This window comes from Bradyrhizobium sp. BWC-3-1, from assembly GCF_032917965.1.
GTDB classification, from domain to species: domain Bacteria; phylum Pseudomonadota; class Alphaproteobacteria; order Rhizobiales; family Xanthobacteraceae; genus Bradyrhizobium; species Bradyrhizobium canariense_D.
In genome coordinates this window covers 4071545-4087079 of the sequence record NZ_CP136625.1, presented here as the reverse complement: position 1 = coordinate 4087079, position 15535 = coordinate 4071545, and the positions used below count along the sequence as shown (strand labels likewise).

The 15535-nt window shown below is 64.2% G+C and carries 19 protein-coding genes; 8 read left to right on the top strand and 11 right to left on the bottom strand.

Annotation, left to right across the window (positions count from 1 at the left end; translation table 11 throughout):
• The first annotated feature begins 62 nt into the window (after positions 1 to 62).
• From RX329_RS19790 to RX329_RS19775, 4 genes are all read left to right on the top strand, one after another.
• The gene (locus RX329_RS19790) at positions 63 to 1331 is read left to right on the top strand and encodes a glycosyltransferase (protein ID WP_317246337.1); all 1269 of its coding nucleotides are present in this window, start codon (positions 63 to 65) and stop codon (positions 1329 to 1331) included.
• Positions 1328 to 1924 (top strand): hypothetical protein, encoded by a 597-nt coding sequence (locus RX329_RS19785; protein WP_317246336.1) that lies wholly within the window; start codon positions 1328 to 1330, stop codon positions 1922 to 1924. Before RX329_RS19790 ends, RX329_RS19785 begins: the two co-directional genes overlap by 4 nt.
• Before the next feature lie 100 nt (positions 1925 to 2024).
• Complete coding sequence (locus tag RX329_RS19780; RefSeq protein ID WP_317246335.1) at positions 2025 to 2381, top strand: HlyD family efflux transporter periplasmic adaptor subunit; 357 nt, start codon at positions 2025 to 2027, stop codon at positions 2379 to 2381.
• A gap of 469 nt (positions 2382 to 2850) precedes the next feature.
• Positions 2851 to 3027, top strand: a complete 177-nt coding sequence (locus RX329_RS19775; protein ID WP_158091568.1) for a hypothetical protein — start codon at positions 2851 to 2853, stop codon at positions 3025 to 3027.
• Between the two features lie 541 nt (positions 3028 to 3568).
• On the opposite strand, the gene RX329_RS19770 is transcribed toward RX329_RS19775, so the two are convergent.
• The 4 genes from RX329_RS19770 to mgtE all read right to left on the bottom strand — a co-directional run bounded on the left by RX329_RS19770 (position 3569) and on the right by mgtE (position 7567).
• Positions 3569 to 4552, bottom strand: a complete 984-nt coding sequence (locus tag RX329_RS19770; protein WP_085351362.1) for a hypothetical protein — start codon at positions 4550 to 4552, stop codon at positions 3569 to 3571.
• Between the two features lie 49 nt (positions 4553 to 4601).
• The gene (locus RX329_RS19765) at positions 4602 to 5420 is read right to left on the bottom strand and encodes an aldo/keto reductase (RefSeq protein ID WP_018455196.1); all 819 of its coding nucleotides are present in this window, start codon (positions 5418 to 5420) and stop codon (positions 4602 to 4604) included.
• Between the two features lie 185 nt (positions 5421 to 5605).
• Positions 5606 to 5923 carry a helix-turn-helix domain-containing protein gene (locus RX329_RS19760; RefSeq protein WP_085351361.1) on the bottom strand — a complete coding sequence of 106 codons (318 nt, stop codon included), beginning with the start codon at positions 5921 to 5923 and terminating at the stop codon, positions 5606 to 5608.
• A 222-nt stretch (positions 5924 to 6145) separates the two neighbouring features.
• Positions 6146 to 7567: a magnesium transporter gene (gene mgtE / locus RX329_RS19755; protein ID WP_018455198.1), complete on the bottom strand. Its 1422-nt coding sequence runs from the start codon at positions 7565 to 7567 to the stop codon at positions 6146 to 6148.
• Between the two features lie 116 nt (positions 7568 to 7683).
• Here mgtE and RX329_RS19750 point away from each other — a divergent pair, with 116 nt between their 5' ends.
• Positions 7684 to 8457: a polysaccharide deacetylase family protein gene (locus tag RX329_RS19750; RefSeq protein ID WP_162496377.1), complete on the top strand. Its 774-nt coding sequence runs from the start codon at positions 7684 to 7686 to the stop codon at positions 8455 to 8457.
• 190 nt (positions 8458 to 8647) lie between these two features.
• The gene (locus RX329_RS19745) at positions 8648 to 9967 is read left to right on the top strand and encodes a polysaccharide deacetylase family protein (RefSeq protein WP_085351439.1); all 1320 of its coding nucleotides are present in this window, start codon (positions 8648 to 8650) and stop codon (positions 9965 to 9967) included.
• Between the two features lie 3 nt (positions 9968 to 9970).
• On the opposite strand, the gene RX329_RS19740 is transcribed toward RX329_RS19745, so the two are convergent.
• Positions 9971 to 10345, bottom strand: coding sequence for a hypothetical protein (locus tag RX329_RS19740; RefSeq protein ID WP_018455201.1), 375 nt, complete (start codon positions 10343 to 10345; stop codon positions 9971 to 9973).
• Between the two features lie 287 nt (positions 10346 to 10632).
• Between RX329_RS19740 and RX329_RS19735 the strand changes: the two genes are divergently transcribed.
• The gene (locus tag RX329_RS19735) at positions 10633 to 10890 is read left to right on the top strand and encodes a hypothetical protein (RefSeq protein ID WP_240543306.1); all 258 of its coding nucleotides are present in this window, start codon (positions 10633 to 10635) and stop codon (positions 10888 to 10890) included.
• A 21-nt stretch (positions 10891 to 10911) separates the two neighbouring features.
• Here RX329_RS19735 and RX329_RS19730 read toward each other — a convergent pair whose 3' ends face one another.
• The 5 genes from RX329_RS19730 to RX329_RS19710 form a co-directional block, all read right to left on the bottom strand.
• On the bottom strand, positions 10912 to 11100 hold the full coding sequence (locus RX329_RS19730) for a hypothetical protein (RefSeq protein ID WP_018455203.1): 189 nt from the start codon (positions 11098 to 11100) through the stop codon (positions 10912 to 10914).
• 160 nt (positions 11101 to 11260) lie between these two features.
• Positions 11261 to 12205: a cation diffusion facilitator family transporter gene (locus tag RX329_RS19725; RefSeq protein WP_317246334.1), complete on the bottom strand. Its 945-nt coding sequence runs from the start codon at positions 12203 to 12205 to the stop codon at positions 11261 to 11263.
• A gap of 18 nt (positions 12206 to 12223) precedes the next feature.
• Complete coding sequence (locus RX329_RS19720; RefSeq protein ID WP_085351358.1) at positions 12224 to 13129, bottom strand: NAD(P)/FAD-dependent oxidoreductase; 906 nt, start codon at positions 13127 to 13129, stop codon at positions 12224 to 12226.
• Positions 13126 to 14202, bottom strand: a complete 1077-nt coding sequence (locus RX329_RS19715; RefSeq protein ID WP_085351357.1) for a flavodoxin family protein — start codon at positions 14200 to 14202, stop codon at positions 13126 to 13128. The genes RX329_RS19720 and RX329_RS19715 overlap by 4 nt, the downstream gene beginning before the upstream one ends.
• 279 nt (positions 14203 to 14481) lie before the next feature.
• Complete coding sequence (locus tag RX329_RS19710) at positions 14482 to 14688, bottom strand: hypothetical protein (RefSeq protein ID WP_018455208.1); 207 nt, start codon at positions 14686 to 14688, stop codon at positions 14482 to 14484.
• 291 nt (positions 14689 to 14979) lie between these two features.
• On the opposite strand from RX329_RS19710, the gene RX329_RS19705 reads away from it, so the two are divergent.
• Positions 14980 to 15264: a hypothetical protein gene (locus RX329_RS19705; RefSeq protein WP_027518458.1), complete on the top strand. Its 285-nt coding sequence runs from the start codon at positions 14980 to 14982 to the stop codon at positions 15262 to 15264.
• A gap of 47 nt (positions 15265 to 15311) precedes the next feature.
• Here the strand turns inward: RX329_RS19705 and RX329_RS19700 are convergent, their stop codons facing one another.
• Positions 15312 to 15524 carry a hypothetical protein gene (locus tag RX329_RS19700; protein ID WP_085351356.1) on the bottom strand — a complete coding sequence of 71 codons (213 nt, stop codon included), beginning with the start codon at positions 15522 to 15524 and terminating at the stop codon, positions 15312 to 15314.
• Positions 15525 to 15535: the final 11 nt, after the last annotated feature.

Here is a 15535-nt window from a genome sequence, read left to right as displayed (position 1 = left end):
GCCTTGCGCGCCTTGTTTGATCGGATGCTCGGAATGGTCCTTTCGCAGCGGAGGTGGCCGGCATGTCCGAAATGGTAGAAGTGCTCGCCGGAACGAGTTTGTTTCTGCTCGCCTTCTCGCTGCTGATATTCGACATACCCCGCTACACCTTATCGCTGGTGTCTCTTGCTCTGTTCAGCTCGAAGCGGCGAAGCGCCAGTGGGACGGTTTGCGAGGCGACGGTAAGCGTGATTATCCCGACCTTCAACGGCGGCTCCGGGCTTGCTCCTTCGATCAGCTCGCTGCGCCGGCAAACCCTGCGACCTGTCGAAATCATCGTCGTCGACGACGGCTCCACCGACCAAACACGCGCGGTCGCGGAGCGGGCGAGAGCGCAGGGGCTGGTTGATATGGTCATCTGCCATGGGACCCGCTGCGGCCGCAGCGCTGCCATCAACGCTGCAGCACGGTTTGCCCGCGGCGATCTTCTTCTGACCGTAGATGCCGACACTGTCTTCGAACCGAACGCGGTTGAGCGCCTCGCGGCTGCGTTCGGCGATCCGCTCGTCGCCGGCGCAAGTTGCAACATCGCGATCAGCAATGAGCGCGATTCGATATGGACAGGACTTCAAAGCGTCGAATACCTGATGTCGATCACTGCGGGGCGGTCGATCCTCGACGTGGTGGATGCGATCGCGTGTCTGTCCGGCGCCTGTTCCATGTATCGGCGGGATATCTTCACGCAGCAGGGCGGGCTCGACGTCGGCCCTGGCGAAGATATGGAGTACACCTTACGGCTCCGCAGGCTCGGCTATGTCATTCGGTTCGTGTCCGACGCCTGGGCGGAAACAGCCGGCCCCGCAAGCGGCATCAGTCTGTTGCGCCAGCGCGCGCGCTGGGATCGCGATGCTCTGCGCATCCGTTTCATGATGTATGGCGAGCTGAGTTTTCGCCATCCGCTAGAGCGTTTACCGGACACGATCCAAAGGCTGGACTTCATCGTCTTCGATCTCGTTCCGACGCTCAGCCTGCCGTTCTACTTGGCCTACATTGTGCTGTTGTTCGGCCCGGATGCCGTGTTGTTTCTCTCGGCGATCTACCTGCTGCTGCTGCTCTGGATCTCGGTATTCAATATGGCACTTGTGTTCGCCCTATTCCAACGATCCGTCGGAAACTTTGGCTGGAAGATGGCGCTGATCTTTCCCTTGTACCAGGGCGTCTATCTGAAGTGCGCGCGGTTTTTTTCCTACTCTTCGGAAATCATCTTTGCCTCGTCGCGGAACGATGATTTCGTGCCACCGCGCGTTCGCCGTGCACTATTCGGAGATCGGACAAAAGAGGTGGCCAAATGACGGTGGCCCTGACGCGACTCGATCCGCATATTCCCGATCCTATCGAGAGCCGTCGGCGCGCGGCCGGACGGACCGTCCGCGCCGCCTATGCGACAATCGTATTCGGCATACTCGCATTCTTTGTCGTCTATTTCGGGAGGCCAATTCTCTATCTCGGCGGCCCGGGCAGCGTGTCCTCGCCAAGATATTTGGTTTCACTGCCCTACATCGTGCAGATCAACAGCATCACCGTGGTGAGAGGTGGATCGGTCAAGGCCGGCGAAGAAATCGGAAGGGTGCGGTCTCCGCAGCACGATGAAATCGTCGCTACTTATATGCGCTCGCTCGCGGACATCGCCGGCCGCAAAGCGGAACTGCGTGTCAAAGCCCGGGTTGCGCGCGAATCTCTCGACGCGGCGCGCTCACATCTGCAGCTTGCTGAGGAAGCTGTCCAACTTATCGCAACCTCATCGGCCGCGAGCCTGAATTACCGCATTGACATGTCGCGGGAGCGCGCCCTGGCGAACAAAGCCGTGGTCTCGCAGGAGGCGGAAGCCGCCGAGGCCAGCACTCAATTGGCCGCTCTCGACGAAATTCAGCCGGCAACTTTCTGATCGCCTCGAAAAGGTTGAAAGCAGCTTTGCCGACGGAAGAGTCTTTTCACCCATAGCTGGCATCGTCGCGAACAATCCAGCGCGTGCCGGCCAGTCACTGGTGGCGGGCACTCCGATCGCAGAAATTCTCGACCCCACCGATGTCTTCGTCGACTGGTACGTTCCCAACGAACGCCTGTCCGACCCGAAAGTCGGTAACGAAGTCTTTGTCCTGTTCGGCAACCGGCGAATTCTGGGCGAGATCGTGGAAATTCTGCCGGTGTCAGACGTGTACCCCGGAGCGGGCTCATCGGCGGCGCGCGAGCGTACCGCCTCGCAAATCGCGCGAATTCAGTTCAGCCCAGGCGCGCATCCCCCGGCGCTGAACTCGGCCGTCGACGTTCACATGCACTACACACAACTCAGCGCGCGCATTGCTTCCATGCTGGTGAAACTATTCGGGCTCGACGAGCTGTGAGAGGGAGCGAGGTGCAGCATGCAGATCGAAGCGAACCAAACGGGTTGCCCGGCTTGCGGCTCCTCCGCGCTGATGTTGTTTCCAGTATTCCACCACATGATCTGCGCCTATGTTGGTCCGGAGTATGACTTCACGCCAAACATCGCGGGATATACGTGCCCGAAGTGCTGCCGCGACATTGTGTCGGCCGACCCAGCTTGCGAGATCGTGGGCACTAGCGCGCGGTGCACAAGGTGTTGGGTCGAGATGGTGGTGTCCCCAGCGTGTGCTCCGGCTGACTTGTAAGGATTAGCGGCGATCTCGGCTTATCCGTCGCTCAAGTGCGACTGTGGCGAGCAGAGTTGGACAGAGAATAAGCATAGGGTAGCTTCAGCAGCCAGGTAGAGCTGCCTTGGTCGGTAGCACGATGCCCGACTGCAACTACGATAGTTTCAACGGTCTCGCCTGTCTCCACAGGGCGAGTGAAGTTTTGGACAAATGGTTGCAACTCAACAGCGCATCGGTCAACAATGCCGCGCGAGTTGACGAAGGCGGAATTTTCACCACTTTTCCCAAGCGCGCCCGCGCTCCCACACACGGCGTTCTGGACCCAACGCGGGTGGCCGACATTGTGGCGATGGTCGCCGAGCAGGCACAAACTGCATAGACACCCGGTCGTAGCGGAGGCATCATAGCACCCGGCTGGCGTGTATCGGAGGACACCATGATCAGCTTGATCCGCGTTTTCGATATCGCCGTACTCACGTTGGGCATGTTCAACGTCTTGCTGGTGGCATTGATTATCTTTGCATTTTGATGCTCCCGCCGACGCGGCAATCGCCGTGCACGCGCGGCGGCTGCGCTTCAATTTCGCCGCCCGACTCAGGCTGAGGTTGTATTCGCTGCCGGCGTCTCGTCTGTGGCGGTTTGACAGGCGGCGCCGTGACGAAGCTTTGCAGCGCCGCTCGTCGGCACGAAGCCTTGGGCTCACAGAGAGCAATCCGCCCTGCCCTTGGCCTCTCGCACCCGAACGCTGCCGCGTCCACCGCAAGCCGGCTCGCGAACATGACGACCACAAGATCGCCCCTCAAGGATGAGCCGGGATGGCCAACACATACGCCGTGTCCGAATTTCGGCAAAGTGGAATATATTTGCGAAGATGGATTGACAGCAGGGCGACAAAGCAAGGCCGTAGCCCAAGCGAGAGTTTAGCCGCCGAAATCCCGCGGGCTGAACAGCAGGTCCATCACCTTCCATTCCCCGTATTTGTCGGCCGGCAACATCTTGTAGGGCTGGCAGGCCTGAAGCGCGCTCATGGCGGACTTCACGAGCGCGACGCCCTTTGCGGACGGCGGGGCTTCGATCAGGATCGGCTCGCGCGCCAGCGTGCCGTCGGTCGCGAGCACGGTGCGCAGCTTGATGTTGACGTTGTCGGTCGGCGCGACCCCAGCCGGCAGCTTGGCGCAGCTTCGCAAATGACGACGCAGCTCGGCGATGATTTCGACCGGCAGCTTCGCCGCGATTGAATCCTTGGCATCGCCGCCATCGTCTTTGGGGGCGTCTTTCGGCAGCTCCGTCGGCAATTCCGGCGGCAGGCCCAGCATGACGCCGTATTTGACAGTGACGTCGGGCTCCGGCGCCTGATAGGACGGCGGCGGCGCGGCCTCCGGGTGCTGCATCGCTTGTGGCAGTAGCTGTGGCGCCGGGGGCTGCGGCGTCGCCTGAGGCGGCGGCGACTGCGATGGCTGAGGCTGTGGCTGTGGAGGCTGCGGTTGCGGCTGCGCATTTGCCTCGCGCTGCTGCGGCGTCTGTGAAGGCTGTGGCTGCGGCTGTTTCTGCTGCGGCGGTTCAGGCGAGGCCTGCTGCTTCGAGGACTGTGCCGCAGCCTGCTGCTTCGCCTCGGGCTTCGGCGCGGCCGCCGCCTTGTCCTTATCGTTCAAATCGAACTTCGGCAGTTTCAGGTCAGGGGTCGGCTCCGGCGGCTTCGCCTTGAGTTTTTCCCCGGTCTTCTCCTCGGCTTTGGCCTCCTCCTGCTTCACCTGCTCCGGCGTCACGATGCTGACGGAAACCGATTCGGGCGGGCTGGCGTGAAACGGATGGACTTCGCTGATCACGATGATCAGCGCGACCAGCGTCAGATGGGCGATCGCCGACGCTGCAATGTCCGTCCGTATGATCTTCCGCAGTTCCATCGCCTGACTTCAGGTTGCCAAGCTGGTCCTAGCATACGGCAGGCCCCTCTCAATCCCATTTTGGCGCGAAGGCGAAATCGGTCAGGCGGCCCCTGGGACTGGCCAGCGCGGCGATCTGGGCCATCTCGTCGTCCGAAAGCTCGAAATCGAAGATCTCGATGTTTTCCGACAGGCGTTCGACGCGCGAGGTGCGCGGGATCGCAGCGACATTCTGTTGCACCAGCCAGCGCAGGCAGACCTGCGCCGGCGTCTTGTGATGCAGACGCCCGATCTCGGCGAGCGTCCGGTCGGTCTTGATCCGCCCCTTGGCGATCGGGCTGTAGGCGACCAGCGCGAGCCCGTGCTGATCGCAGGCCGCCCTCACCTTCGCCTGGTCGAGATAAGGGTGGTATTCGACCTGGTTGCAGGCCAGCGGCTCCGGCGACAACGCCACCGCCTGCTCGATCAGCGCCACGGTGAAATTGGAAACGCCGATGTGGCGGGTCAGGCCCATGCGCTTGGCATGCGACAGCGCGCCCAGCGTCTCCTCCAGCGGCACGTGCGAATTGGGCCAGTGCAGCAGCAGGAGATCGACGGAGGGAAGTCGCATGCGCGCCAGGCTCTCCTTGACCGAGCGCTCGAGATCGTGGGGCGCGAAATGATTGGTCCAGACCTTTGTCGTCAGGAAGATGTCGTCGCGGCGCACGCCGGAGGCGCGCAAGCCGTCGCCGACCTCGCGCTCATTCTCGTAGACCTGTGCGGTATCGATGTGGCGATAGCCGAGCCGCAGCGCCTGCTCGACCACACGGGTGCACATGCGCCCGCTCAGCTCCCAGGTCCCCAGCCCGATCGCCGGTATCCTTGCGCCATTGGTCTCGACGAACAGCATGAGGAATCCTCTCTGTCGCGGTCGCCCCAAATCATGATCCAGGCGTCATTATGAACCCGGCTGGCAACACTGCCAACGGGCGACACCGGCCGCCGGGTCGGATCTTGCGCGCAATGCTAACGGGAGGTTCGTGCCAGGCCTTGACGTCAGGCCTTGACGTCAGGCCTTGAGGTCAGGCCTCGAGCTCAGGCTTTGGCAAGCGCCTGGAATACGGTGTCAGGCGCATGCGCGATCACAGCGAGCAGCGCGCGGGCGGGTCCCCGCGGGGCCCGCTTGCCCTGCTCCCAATTGCGGATGGTCTCGACGGGAACGCCGAGCTTGGCCGCGAACTCCATCTGGGTCAGGCAGGCACGGCGGCGCAAATCGCGCACGGCGAGCGAGCTGGTGTCGGGCGGCGCTGCGTTAGGTACGGGCTGGATTGGAAACGGCTGGACCGGAAACTCCCGCCCATCCCGCAACTCGACAATCCGTCCGTCCGCCTTCAACCGCACACGCATGCTCATTCCCCCAAGCAAGGCGATGATGCGGCAGCTCGCTTAAGTTCGGATTAAAGATGATGGCTGCGTATACGGTCTCGTGCCCCGGACGCAGCGCAGCGCTTCTTCAGCGGTGCGCTGCAGAGCCGGGGCCCATGTCGCTGCAATACTGTGCCGCTTCTGGGTCCCGGTTGCGCAGCAACGCCAAGGGCGTTGCAGCGCGCCGGGGAGACGAGAGTGCCTGTAGCCCTACCTCAACCCGAACCACAACGTCGCGATGCCGAGGAAGGAGAAGAAGCCGACGACGTCAGTGACGGTTGTCACGAACGTGCCGGAGGCGACGGCCGGATCGGCCCTGACCCGTTCGAGCGCCATCGGAATCAGGATTCCTCCGAGTGCGCCGGCGAAGAGGTTCACGATGATGGCGAGCCCGATGACCAGGCCGAGGCCCGGGATCCTGAACCAGGCCACCGCAGCGACGCCCGTGATCACGGCAAAGGCGAGACCGTTGACGAGGCCGACCAGGCCCTCGCGCACCACCACGCGCCAGGCATTGGAGGAGCCGAGCTCGCGCGTCGCCAGCGCCCGCACCGCGACCGTCATGGTCTGGGTGGCGGCATTGCCGCCCTGGCTTGCGACGATCGGCGCCAGCACGGCGAGCGCCACCATCTTCTCGAGCTGGCCCTCGAACAGGCCGAGCACGGAGGACGCCAGAAAGGCGGTGGCGAGATTGACCAGCAGCCAGTTGAACCGCGCGCGTGCAATGGTGAACACGGTGTCGGACAGCTCTTCGTCGCTGTTGACGCCGCCGAGCGCCTTGAGGTCCTCGTCCGCCTCTTCCTCGATGACGTCGACGACGTCGTCGACGGTGATGACGCCGACGAGGCGGTCCTGGGTGTCGAGCACCGGGGCTGCGACGAGATTGTACTTGCCGAACATGCGCGCCACCTCCTCCTGGTCCTCCAGGACGGAGACGCGGCGGCGATCCTCGTCGGTCAGCTCGGCAAGCGCCACCGGGCGGCGGGCGCGCAGCAGCACGTCGAGCGAGACCGCGCCCTGCCAGTGCTGCTCCTTGTCGACGACGTAGATCTCGTAGAAGCGGTCTGGCAGATCCGGCGTCTCGCGCATGTAGTCGATCGCCTGCCCCACGGTGAAATCCTGCGGCACGGCGATGAACTCGGTCTGCATCCGGCGGCCGGCGGAGTTCTCCGGATAAAGCAGGCTGCGCTCGAGCACGACGCGCTCCTTGAGCGGCAGCTTCTCGAGGATCTCCTCCTGATCGGCCTGATCGAGCGTTTCCAGCAGCTCGACCGCGTCGTCGGATTCGAGCTCGCGCACACCTTCCGCGACCGTCTGCGGCGGCAGTTCCTCGAGGATCTCCTCGCGCACGCCCTCGTCGAGCTCGTTCAGCGCGGAGAAGTCGAAATCGCGCCCCGTCAGCTCAACCAGGCGGACCCGATCGTCGGGCTCGAGAGCCCCAATGAGGTCGCCGAGATCGGCCTCGTGCAGCTCGGCAACGCAGGCGCGCAGCGCGGCGCTGTCGCCGGCCTCGATCGCATGGGTAATTTCCGCGACGAATTCGTGACGAATTTCGCCGTCTTCATTGCGCATCGGCACGTGGTCGAGTACCGATTCCGCGGCAGATGCGGCACCGTCCAGATGTTCATCCATGGCGCGCCTCGCCGTTCGACAGGTTGGAACGAGTGGTCTGAGCTGACGGTTCAGGCAATACCCACAAGGCAACTCTGAGCGCAATGACAAAGATGCTTCGACTGAGGTGGACCTCGATGTCGGCAGGCGCAGCCCTCGCCGCCCTCACCGGCATCGCCTCGAGTGAAGCCGCCGAGTGCCCGCGCAAGGACGCGCTCGGCACCTCCCGCATTCTGAGCGTCGACGCCAAGACCGCGCCGCGCGTGGGCCTGAAGAGCTTTCCGCAGACGCTGGAGCTTGCCGATCACGAGGTCGTGCTGACCTTCGATGACGGCCCGCATCCGCCGACGACGTCGAAGGTATTGGTGGCACTGGCGCAGGAATGCGTGCGCGCGACCTTCTTCCTGATCGGCCTGCACGCCTCCGAACACCCTGACATGGTCAAGCGCATCGCGCGCGAGGGCCACAGCATCGGTCACCACACCTTCTCGCACCCGTTCATGGCGCGCATTCCGTTCGACAAAGCGAAGAGCGAAATCGACCGCGGCATCGCGGCCGTCGAGCTGGCTCTGCACGGCACCTCGACAACGACGCCCGCGACCCCGTTCTTCCGCTTCCCCTATTTCGAGGCGACGCCAGCCGAGCTTGACCTGCTCCAGTCCCGCGGCATCGTGGTGTTCGGGGCCGACCTGTGGGCCAGCGACTGGAACGAGATGACGCCGGAGCAGGAAATGAAGCTCGTCACCGAGCGGCTCGCCGCCGCCGGCAAGGGTATCATCCTGTTCCACGATCCCAAGGCGCGTACGGCTGCGATCATGCCGGCCTTCCTGCGGTATCTGAGGGAGAACCGCTATCGGGTGGTTCACGTCGTGCCGGCGGGTGCATCACAGAAGAGTGCCGACGCGCATTGATGCCGGAATGTCACGCCGGTGCAAAATGGGGTGATTTGGGCCCTATTAACAGTCTGTTCATGCTACGCCATGCAAGTATCAAGGGGACTTGTCGCGGCAGGGTTCTGGGTCGGGGTTCTTGCGCCTGAACCGTTTGCTGATGTCTCCGACCTACTATGGCGGCAATCGCGTAAGAGGGCAGACCTGGTTCATGATCGGAAGTAGCGTTGTTGCTCGGACGCGATCGTGGATCGTCCTTTGCCTTGGCAGCTTTCTTGGCGGATTCCTTGGTGTCCTGACCATCGGCTCGCCGGCCATTGCGGCCGACTGCCCCGGCCATCCGGACGCGCTCGGGACCTCCCGCACGCTCGTGGTCGATCCGCACGAGCATCCCCGCATCGGCACCATGCAGTACCGCGAGACGCTGCCGCTGAAGGACCATGAAGTCGTCCTGACCTTCGACGACGGTCCGTTGCCGAAATATTCCAACCAGGTGCTGCAGATCCTCGCCGACGAGTGCATCAAGGCGACCTTCTTCATCATTGGCGAACAGGCCAAGGCGAACCCGGAAGGCGTGCGCAAGCTGGTCGCAGCGGGCCATACCGTCGGCACCCACAGCATGACGCATCCGCTCACAATGGACCGGATGCCGCTCGACAAGGCCGAGGCGCAGATCAATGGCGGCATCGAGTGGACATCGGCCGCAATGACCGATCCGTCCAAGCTCGCGCCGTTCTTCCGCATTCCCGGCCTGATGCGCGCCGACGGCGTCGAGAACGTTCTGATCTCGCGCGGCATCCAGGTCTGGAGCGCCGATTTCCCGGCGGACGACTGGCGCCATGTGTCGCCCGATCGCGTCTATCAGCTCGCAATCCAGCGGCTTGAGGCCAAGGGCAAGGGCATCCTGCTGCTGCACGACATCCAGGCCCGCACGGTGGCGGCGCTGCCGAAGATCATCCGCGACCTCAAGGCGCGCGGCTATCGCATCGTGCACGTGGTGCCCGCGACCGCCGAGCAGCTGGCGACGCCGACAACGCCGGTGGAATGGCTGCTGCATCCGCCGACCGAGACCACACCGATCGCGCGCTGGCCGGCCGTGCCGAACTTCGTGTTCGCGCAGACCAAGACGCTTCCGGCACCCTCGCTGGCCGACCTCAACGCACAGGCCGCGCACCAACCGCTGCTGCCGCGCAAGACCATGGCGCTCGCCAATGTCGCGGCCACCCTGCCCGTGCCTGGCCGCGATCTCTTTGCGATCCCGGAAGGCTCGGTCGAGGTGCTGCTGTCGACGACCTTGTCGCGGCGCGCCGCGACGCGCCTGGCAATGGCGGCCGAGACGCCTCCTGCGGCCAAGGTCAAAGCCGGCAAGTGGCACGCTCGCCGCACCGCGCGCGCTGCTCATGGCACACCGAACCACGCCGCAGAGACCGAGGGCACTGCAGCCAAGAGCACTGCCCCCAAGAGCGCCGCGCCCAAGAGCACAGCGCCGCGCCCGACCCGTGTGGCAAGCCTGAAGAAGCGCGCGCAGTAGAGCTTACTGTCGCATGATGTTGGCGACGCAGAGCAATACGATCAGCGCCAGGAAGAACAGGTCCATATAGGACTTGACCTCGCCGTCGCGCCGCAGCCGGGCGACGTCAACCACGACCTGCTTGCGCACACTCGTTCCGCCAGTGCCGTCATTGAGCGGAGCCTGAAGGCGCTTGGTCTCGGCTTCCAGCTTCTCGATCTTCTGGTAAAAGTAGAACGCCCGCAGCGTCGAAGCTGCGCGCATGCCGGTATAGACCAGCACCAGGATCGCGATAATCGCCCGGTTCTGGTACTTCTCCATGAAATTCAGGCTGAAATAGACCATCGCCATGAATGCGAAGTTGGTCACGAAGCGATAGACGAAGCTTAAAAAGACCATGCGGGCTTAAGCCTTGAAGGGTGGCGCAACCGACCGTGTTGCAAATGCGGGGATCAGGAGCCCAGACCGGAACAGCCGGCCTGAATGCCATGCAGCCCCGTCTACGCCAACTTTGTTTCAACAAAGATACTATTGCCCCGGCGATGCCGCCTTTTAGCCACGCCCGGCCATAATGCAAGCCGGAGCCCCGGCCGTCGAGCCGTCCGCGCGCCTGTTGGCTGCAACGGCTCCTTGGAGATTTGGCGGAAGTCCCGATAGACTGGGGTCGCCACATGTGGGGTCTGCCGATGCCGAAGAAGGGAATCACCGGCCACGACGACTGGGTTCTGACCGAGGCGCTGGCGACTGCGCTGGTCGCGCTGGAGCAGCTCGACACCAAGCACCAGCCGAGCGCGCATATGGACGACATCCGCAAGATGCTCGCGAACGGCAAGGAGCCGGCGGCGGTGACCCTGCATCTCGCCCAGGCCAAATGCCGGCTTTTTCCCGACCTCGATCCGCTGGAGATCTACCGGGAATACGGCATCGGCGAGGAATATGGCTGAGGGCGCCGTTGACGGCCGGACCTAAGGCCCGCCGGCGACCGATCCGGCGATCACCATGACCAGCGCGGCCAAGTCGATCTTGCCGTTGACGATCAGCTCCTCCGAGGCTTTCGCGTCGTGCGCCCGTTCGACCTTCAGCGATTGCGGCCGGTTCGCCGCCTGCCGCTTCAGCTCCTCGACGATGGCTTCCGTGAGTTTCTCTTCCAGCATGGGCTTGTCCTCAGGCCGCCATCGCACGGCAGGATTGCGCGCAGGAGCGGCACATGGCGACGCACTCGTCCATGCCGCCGACCCGCACCGGTCAACCAGCGGGATGTTGTGATCGTTCCTGCCGTCGTGCCGATTGCGACCTCGGGGGAACTTCGCGAAGCTAGCCGTACCGCCTCGCGCGCACCGCCCGATAGCGAGCATCGGTCTGCGGTTTGATGAACAGCGCCGCCACGCTCGGATGACGTTTGCGTATCTCGGTCTCGATCGAAACGACGCATCGCTCGATGTCGTCGGCGCGCTTGTCATCCGCAAATTCGATGCTGAGGGCCGCAACGACCTCGACCGGCGACAGCTGCACCGTCAGCAGGCCGTTGGCCCTGAGCACGCCGGGCGACCGCCTTGCGATATCGAGGACGGATCGCGCAAGCTCCGGATCGGCGGGCTCGCCGATCAGCAGGCTCTTGCTCTCGCGCGCGAGACCGATCGACACGATCGCCAGCAATATCCCGATCATGATCGAACCGATCCCGTCCCAGACCGGCTGGCGCAGCCATACGGCCGCGGCAGTGGCCGCCGCGGCAATGGCGATGCCGACCAGCGCCGCGCTGTCCTCGAGCAGCACCATGAATGCCGGAGGATCCTTGCTGCGAACGAAAGCCTGGTAATACCCGAACCGCTGGCCGTCGGAGCTGAAGCGCCGCAGGGCAACCAGCCAGGAACCGCCTTCAAACAGGAACGACAGCCCGAGCACCACGAAGCTGACGATCGGACTTTCGATCGACTCGGGTGCGGCGACATGCAGAATGCCCTGATACAGCGAGACACCGGCGCCCAGGGCGAAGATCAGCAGCGCAACGATGAAGCTCCAGAAATACAGCTCGCGCCCATAGCCGAGCGGATGGGATTCGTCGGGCGAGCGGCTCGCGCGCCGGTAGCCGTAGAGCAGCAGGATCTCATTGGTCGTATCGACGAGCGAATGCACCGCTTCGCTCGTCATGGCCGAACTTCCCGTCCACGCGGCGGCGCCGATCTTCGTGACCGCGACCAGGACATTGCCGAAGAGCGCCGCATAGACCGCGGTCTTCGAGGATGATTCTGTTGCCAATGTCCGATACCCCGTTCCTCATGCCAGCCGCCGCGGCAGGCTGTTGTGGATCGTGCAGGCGGCGAGCGCGGCGTGGCCGAACGCGACCGATATCTGGTGCAGGTCGGTGACGACGTCGCCGATGCCGTAGAGCCCGTCGACCGAGCTGCGCTGATGGTCGTCGACTTTCAGATGGCCGTCTGCGGTGTGTTCGGCCCCAAGCGTCATCGCGAGATGCGAGCGCACTTCCGCACCCATCACCGGGTAGACCATCTCGAATTGCGCCGTCCGGCCATCGGCGAAGACGGCTTCAACGCCGTCGTCTCGCCGCCTCAGGCGCAGGCCGGGCGCGACGACGATCTCGACACCGGCTTCATTGAGCTCCGCTGCCGCGGGCTTCCCGTCATCCTCGCCCGTTGCCAGCAGCGTCACGTCGCGCGAGTAGCCGCGCATGAAGAGCGCCTTGCCGGCGGCGCGGTGAAGCGGACCGACGATGCCGATGCGACGGTCGATCGCCTCGAAGGCGTCGCAAACGGGACAGTAGCGCAACAGCCCGTCCGCGACGGCCGCGCGCCATTCGTCGAACGGCGGATGGGCGTCGACGATGCCGCAGGCAAGGATGACGGTGGCGGCCGTATGCGCGCCGCCGTTCCAGATCGCCTGAAAACCGTGATCGTGTCGTCGCAAGCCGGTGACCTCGGCATCAACGCGCGTGACCGCGAGCTCGCCCAGTTGCGCGGACATGCGCGCGAGCAGGTCAGTGCCGGAGAGGCCGTGGACGAAGCCCGGCACATTGTGACTGCGCGGGATCAGCGCCGCCCGGCTCGCGCCTGCGTCCACGACACAGACGCGGCGCCGAAATCGCGCGAGGTAGATCGCAGCCATCAGCCCGGCCGGGCCGCCGCCGACGATCAGGCAATCATACGGCTGATCATTCGCCGTCATTTGGGGTTTGGATCCGACAGGCCCGCACCGGGCTCGCGAAGCTGTCCGCTCCGCGCCAGGCGGACCGCGTTGCCGAGTGCGCGCGCGACGTTCTGCACCTCCGTCTGGAATGCCCTGTCGTCATCGAGGTCGCGGTGCGAGGTGGCGTATGGCTCCATGTAGCCGACATAGCCATCGAGCTCGGCGAAGCGGCCCGCCGAGATCAGCTGCATGTCGGTCAGCCAATCCGACAAGGCCCGGCGCGCCCCCTCGGCACCGACCGCATCGCCGTGAACGACGAGGCCGAAATGGCGGCCGGCGAGATGGCGCGGATAGGACCAGCCCTTCAGCTCCAGCGCCTTGGCTTCGGCAGCCTTCTTGCCGTGGGTCGAGGTCGGATCGGGATTGCCGCCATCGGCGCAGACCATGCGATCCATCATCGCCTTCAATCCGGCGGGCACGTGATACCAGTTCACCGGCGTCACGATCAGGATGCCGTGGGCGGCGACCCACAGCGGATAGATATCGTTCATCCAGTCGTCGGTCTGTCCCAGCGAGTAGTTTGGATAGCAGCTGCACGGCCAGTGGCAGAGCGGCATCGCTGTTCCGACGCAGGATTTGCAGGGATGGATCGTCCTGCCGAACTCCGAAGCCAGGCGCGACAGATCGAGGATGTCGACGGCAAATCCAAGCTCGGCAAAGACCGGCTCGGCGAGTTCGACCAGGCGCCAGGTCTTGGACATCTCGCCGGGACAGGTGTGCTCGCTGCGGGCCGAGCCGTTGATGATGAGGATGCGCGGCGTCTCGTCCGCGTCGTCATGGCGTCGCTGCGCTGCCAGGATCTTCGCGCGCGCATCGAGCCAGTCGATGGCGATGTCGTAATCGGGATCGGAGAATCCCGCGCCCGCCTTTCGCGTCAGCGGGGCCTTGCGTGAATTGCTGTAGGCATCCCAGGCTGCGCCGACGATGGCGTCGAGCTCGCGCTGGAGCGGTGCAAAGGCGGGATCGACGAACCGGCTCCTGTAGCGGTGCTCGAAGGCCTCGCGCGAGAGCTTGACGGGCGGCATCCCCTTGCGAATGTCGGCTTCCGTCATGCTGGCTCCTCGCGAGGTCGGTACAGTTCGACCAACCCGGGGCGCAGCGCGCGGTTCCTTCTCGCTCTCGTGTCGCTGCTCTACTGGCGGACAACTTCCGGCGGCACATCGAACTGATGCGCTGGTCCAGCCGCCACAGTTCGATGCGGTGCACCAGCACGAGCGAGGCGGCCTCGCGCTTGGCCTGCTCATCATCGTCGCAGACCAGGTTGATGCATCCAAACACATGCCCGTCCGGATCGATCTGGAACGCGCGGTAGTGCTTGATGCTCCGCATCGTCACCCTCCCCGTCTCGGGTACACGGGTTCGCTCAGCCAGTCCGTCAGGTTCGAGGTCACCTCGTTCTGCTTGGCGCGCTGAAGCAGCATGTCGCGCTCCTTGCCGGGCGGCAGGCTGCGCGCGCGCTCGCGAGCCGTTTGGGCGAATGCCGCCAACCGCTCCTGGAGCGATTGGGTCTGTTTCCTGCGGTTGCGTTTCGCGGTCATTGTACTTTCACAAAGCCCTTTTGATCGGAGGAATTGGCCCCGGCGGGAGGTCGGGCGCCGGGGCCAAAGTTCATGCCGGTTGGGGCGGCCCAGCCCGGCAGTGTTGGCAGCTTCGGCCGCAACCGCAGGTTCCGGCATTTCAATAAGTTAACGGTGCGTGATTTTGCTGGTGCGAAACGAAGGGGCCGAGGAGCGACGGATGCATTCCCTTCGCACGCCGGCGCTGCTTCGACTGCGCCGGAACCGAAATGCTGATTCGCTTATTGATGAAGGACTTGAAGGAGGATCATCATGGCGAAAGCAGCATGGAAACGGCCGGGCTCACCGATCGGCCGCAAAGGCCCGCGCAAGGCAAATCCCGCGTACAAGCGCAGGGCGCGCGAACGGTGGACACCTGCGGACGTGAGCAAGCTGAAGCAGCTCGCAAAAGGAAACACGCCCACGGGCGTCATGAGCATCAAGCTGCAGCGCCCGGTCGCGGCCATTCGCAGCAAGGCGCAGCGCGAAGGCATTTCGCTCAGGCCCGTCAACCGCTCGCCATACAACAGGCGATCCAAAGCAGCGAAGCGGCGTTGAGCGGGGCACGCCCCCGGCGCGTGCTGCATGTTTGGTGTCGCCGGCTCCTATTCCGGCGACACGCCGTGCCGGAGATCCTGCTCTTGCCGGTTATCGCGAAGGGCCTTGAGCTCGGAGCGTAACATCGCGCTTTCCATCACCACCCGGCGCACCTCGCGCGTGGCGTCATCAAGCTGGTCCGCGACCGCTCTGCGCTGCGCCCGGAGGGCGCGGCTTGCTTCGATCGCGCGCTCAGCGCGGGCAAGCAGGACGTCGTTCATGGAACGACAAT

What these genes read in the sequence shown, in the direction of transcription:
- RX329_RS19770 (WP_085351362.1), bottom strand. Translation starts at nt 4,552, where the DNA reads ATGGAACTGCGGAAGATCATACGGACGGACATTGCAGCGTCGGCGATC.
- RX329_RS19750 (WP_162496377.1), top strand. Translation starts at nt 7,684, where the DNA reads ATGTCGGCAGGCGCAGCCCTCGCCGCCCTCACCGGCATCGCCTCGAGT.
- RX329_RS19715 (WP_085351357.1), bottom strand. Translation starts at nt 14,202, where the DNA reads ATGACGGAAGCCGACATTCGCAAGGGGATGCCGCCCGTCAAGCTCTCG.
- RX329_RS19710 (WP_018455208.1), bottom strand. Translation starts at nt 14,688, where the DNA reads ATGACCGCGAAACGCAACCGCAGGAAACAGACCCAATCGCTCCAGGAG.
- RX329_RS19705 (WP_027518458.1), top strand. Translation starts at nt 14,980, where the DNA reads ATGGCGAAAGCAGCATGGAAACGGCCGGGCTCACCGATCGGCCGCAAA.
- mgtE (WP_018455198.1), bottom strand. Translation starts at nt 7,567, where the DNA reads ATGGATGAACATCTGGACGGTGCCGCATCTGCCGCGGAATCGGTACTC.
- RX329_RS19790 (WP_317246337.1), top strand. Translation starts at nt 63, where the DNA reads ATGTCCGAAATGGTAGAAGTGCTCGCCGGAACGAGTTTGTTTCTGCTC.
- RX329_RS19730 (WP_018455203.1), bottom strand. Translation starts at nt 11,100, where the DNA reads ATGCTGGAAGAGAAACTCACGGAAGCCATCGTCGAGGAGCTGAAGCGG.
- RX329_RS19760 (WP_085351361.1), bottom strand. Translation starts at nt 5,923, where the DNA reads ATGAGCATGCGTGTGCGGTTGAAGGCGGACGGACGGATTGTCGAGTTG.
- RX329_RS19700 (WP_085351356.1), bottom strand. Translation starts at nt 15,524, where the DNA reads ATGAACGACGTCCTGCTTGCCCGCGCTGAGCGCGCGATCGAAGCAAGC.
- RX329_RS19765 (WP_018455196.1), bottom strand. Translation starts at nt 5,420, where the DNA reads ATGCTGTTCGTCGAGACCAATGGCGCAAGGATACCGGCGATCGGGCTG.
- RX329_RS19735 (WP_240543306.1), top strand. Translation starts at nt 10,633, where the DNA reads ATGCCGAAGAAGGGAATCACCGGCCACGACGACTGGGTTCTGACCGAG.
- RX329_RS19785 (WP_317246336.1), top strand. Translation starts at nt 1,328, where the DNA reads ATGACGGTGGCCCTGACGCGACTCGATCCGCATATTCCCGATCCTATC.
- RX329_RS19745 (WP_085351439.1), top strand. Translation starts at nt 8,648, where the DNA reads ATGATCGGAAGTAGCGTTGTTGCTCGGACGCGATCGTGGATCGTCCTT.
- RX329_RS19740 (WP_018455201.1), bottom strand. Translation starts at nt 10,345, where the DNA reads ATGGTCTTTTTAAGCTTCGTCTATCGCTTCGTGACCAACTTCGCATTC.
- RX329_RS19720 (WP_085351358.1), bottom strand. Translation starts at nt 13,129, where the DNA reads ATGACGGCGAATGATCAGCCGTATGATTGCCTGATCGTCGGCGGCGGC.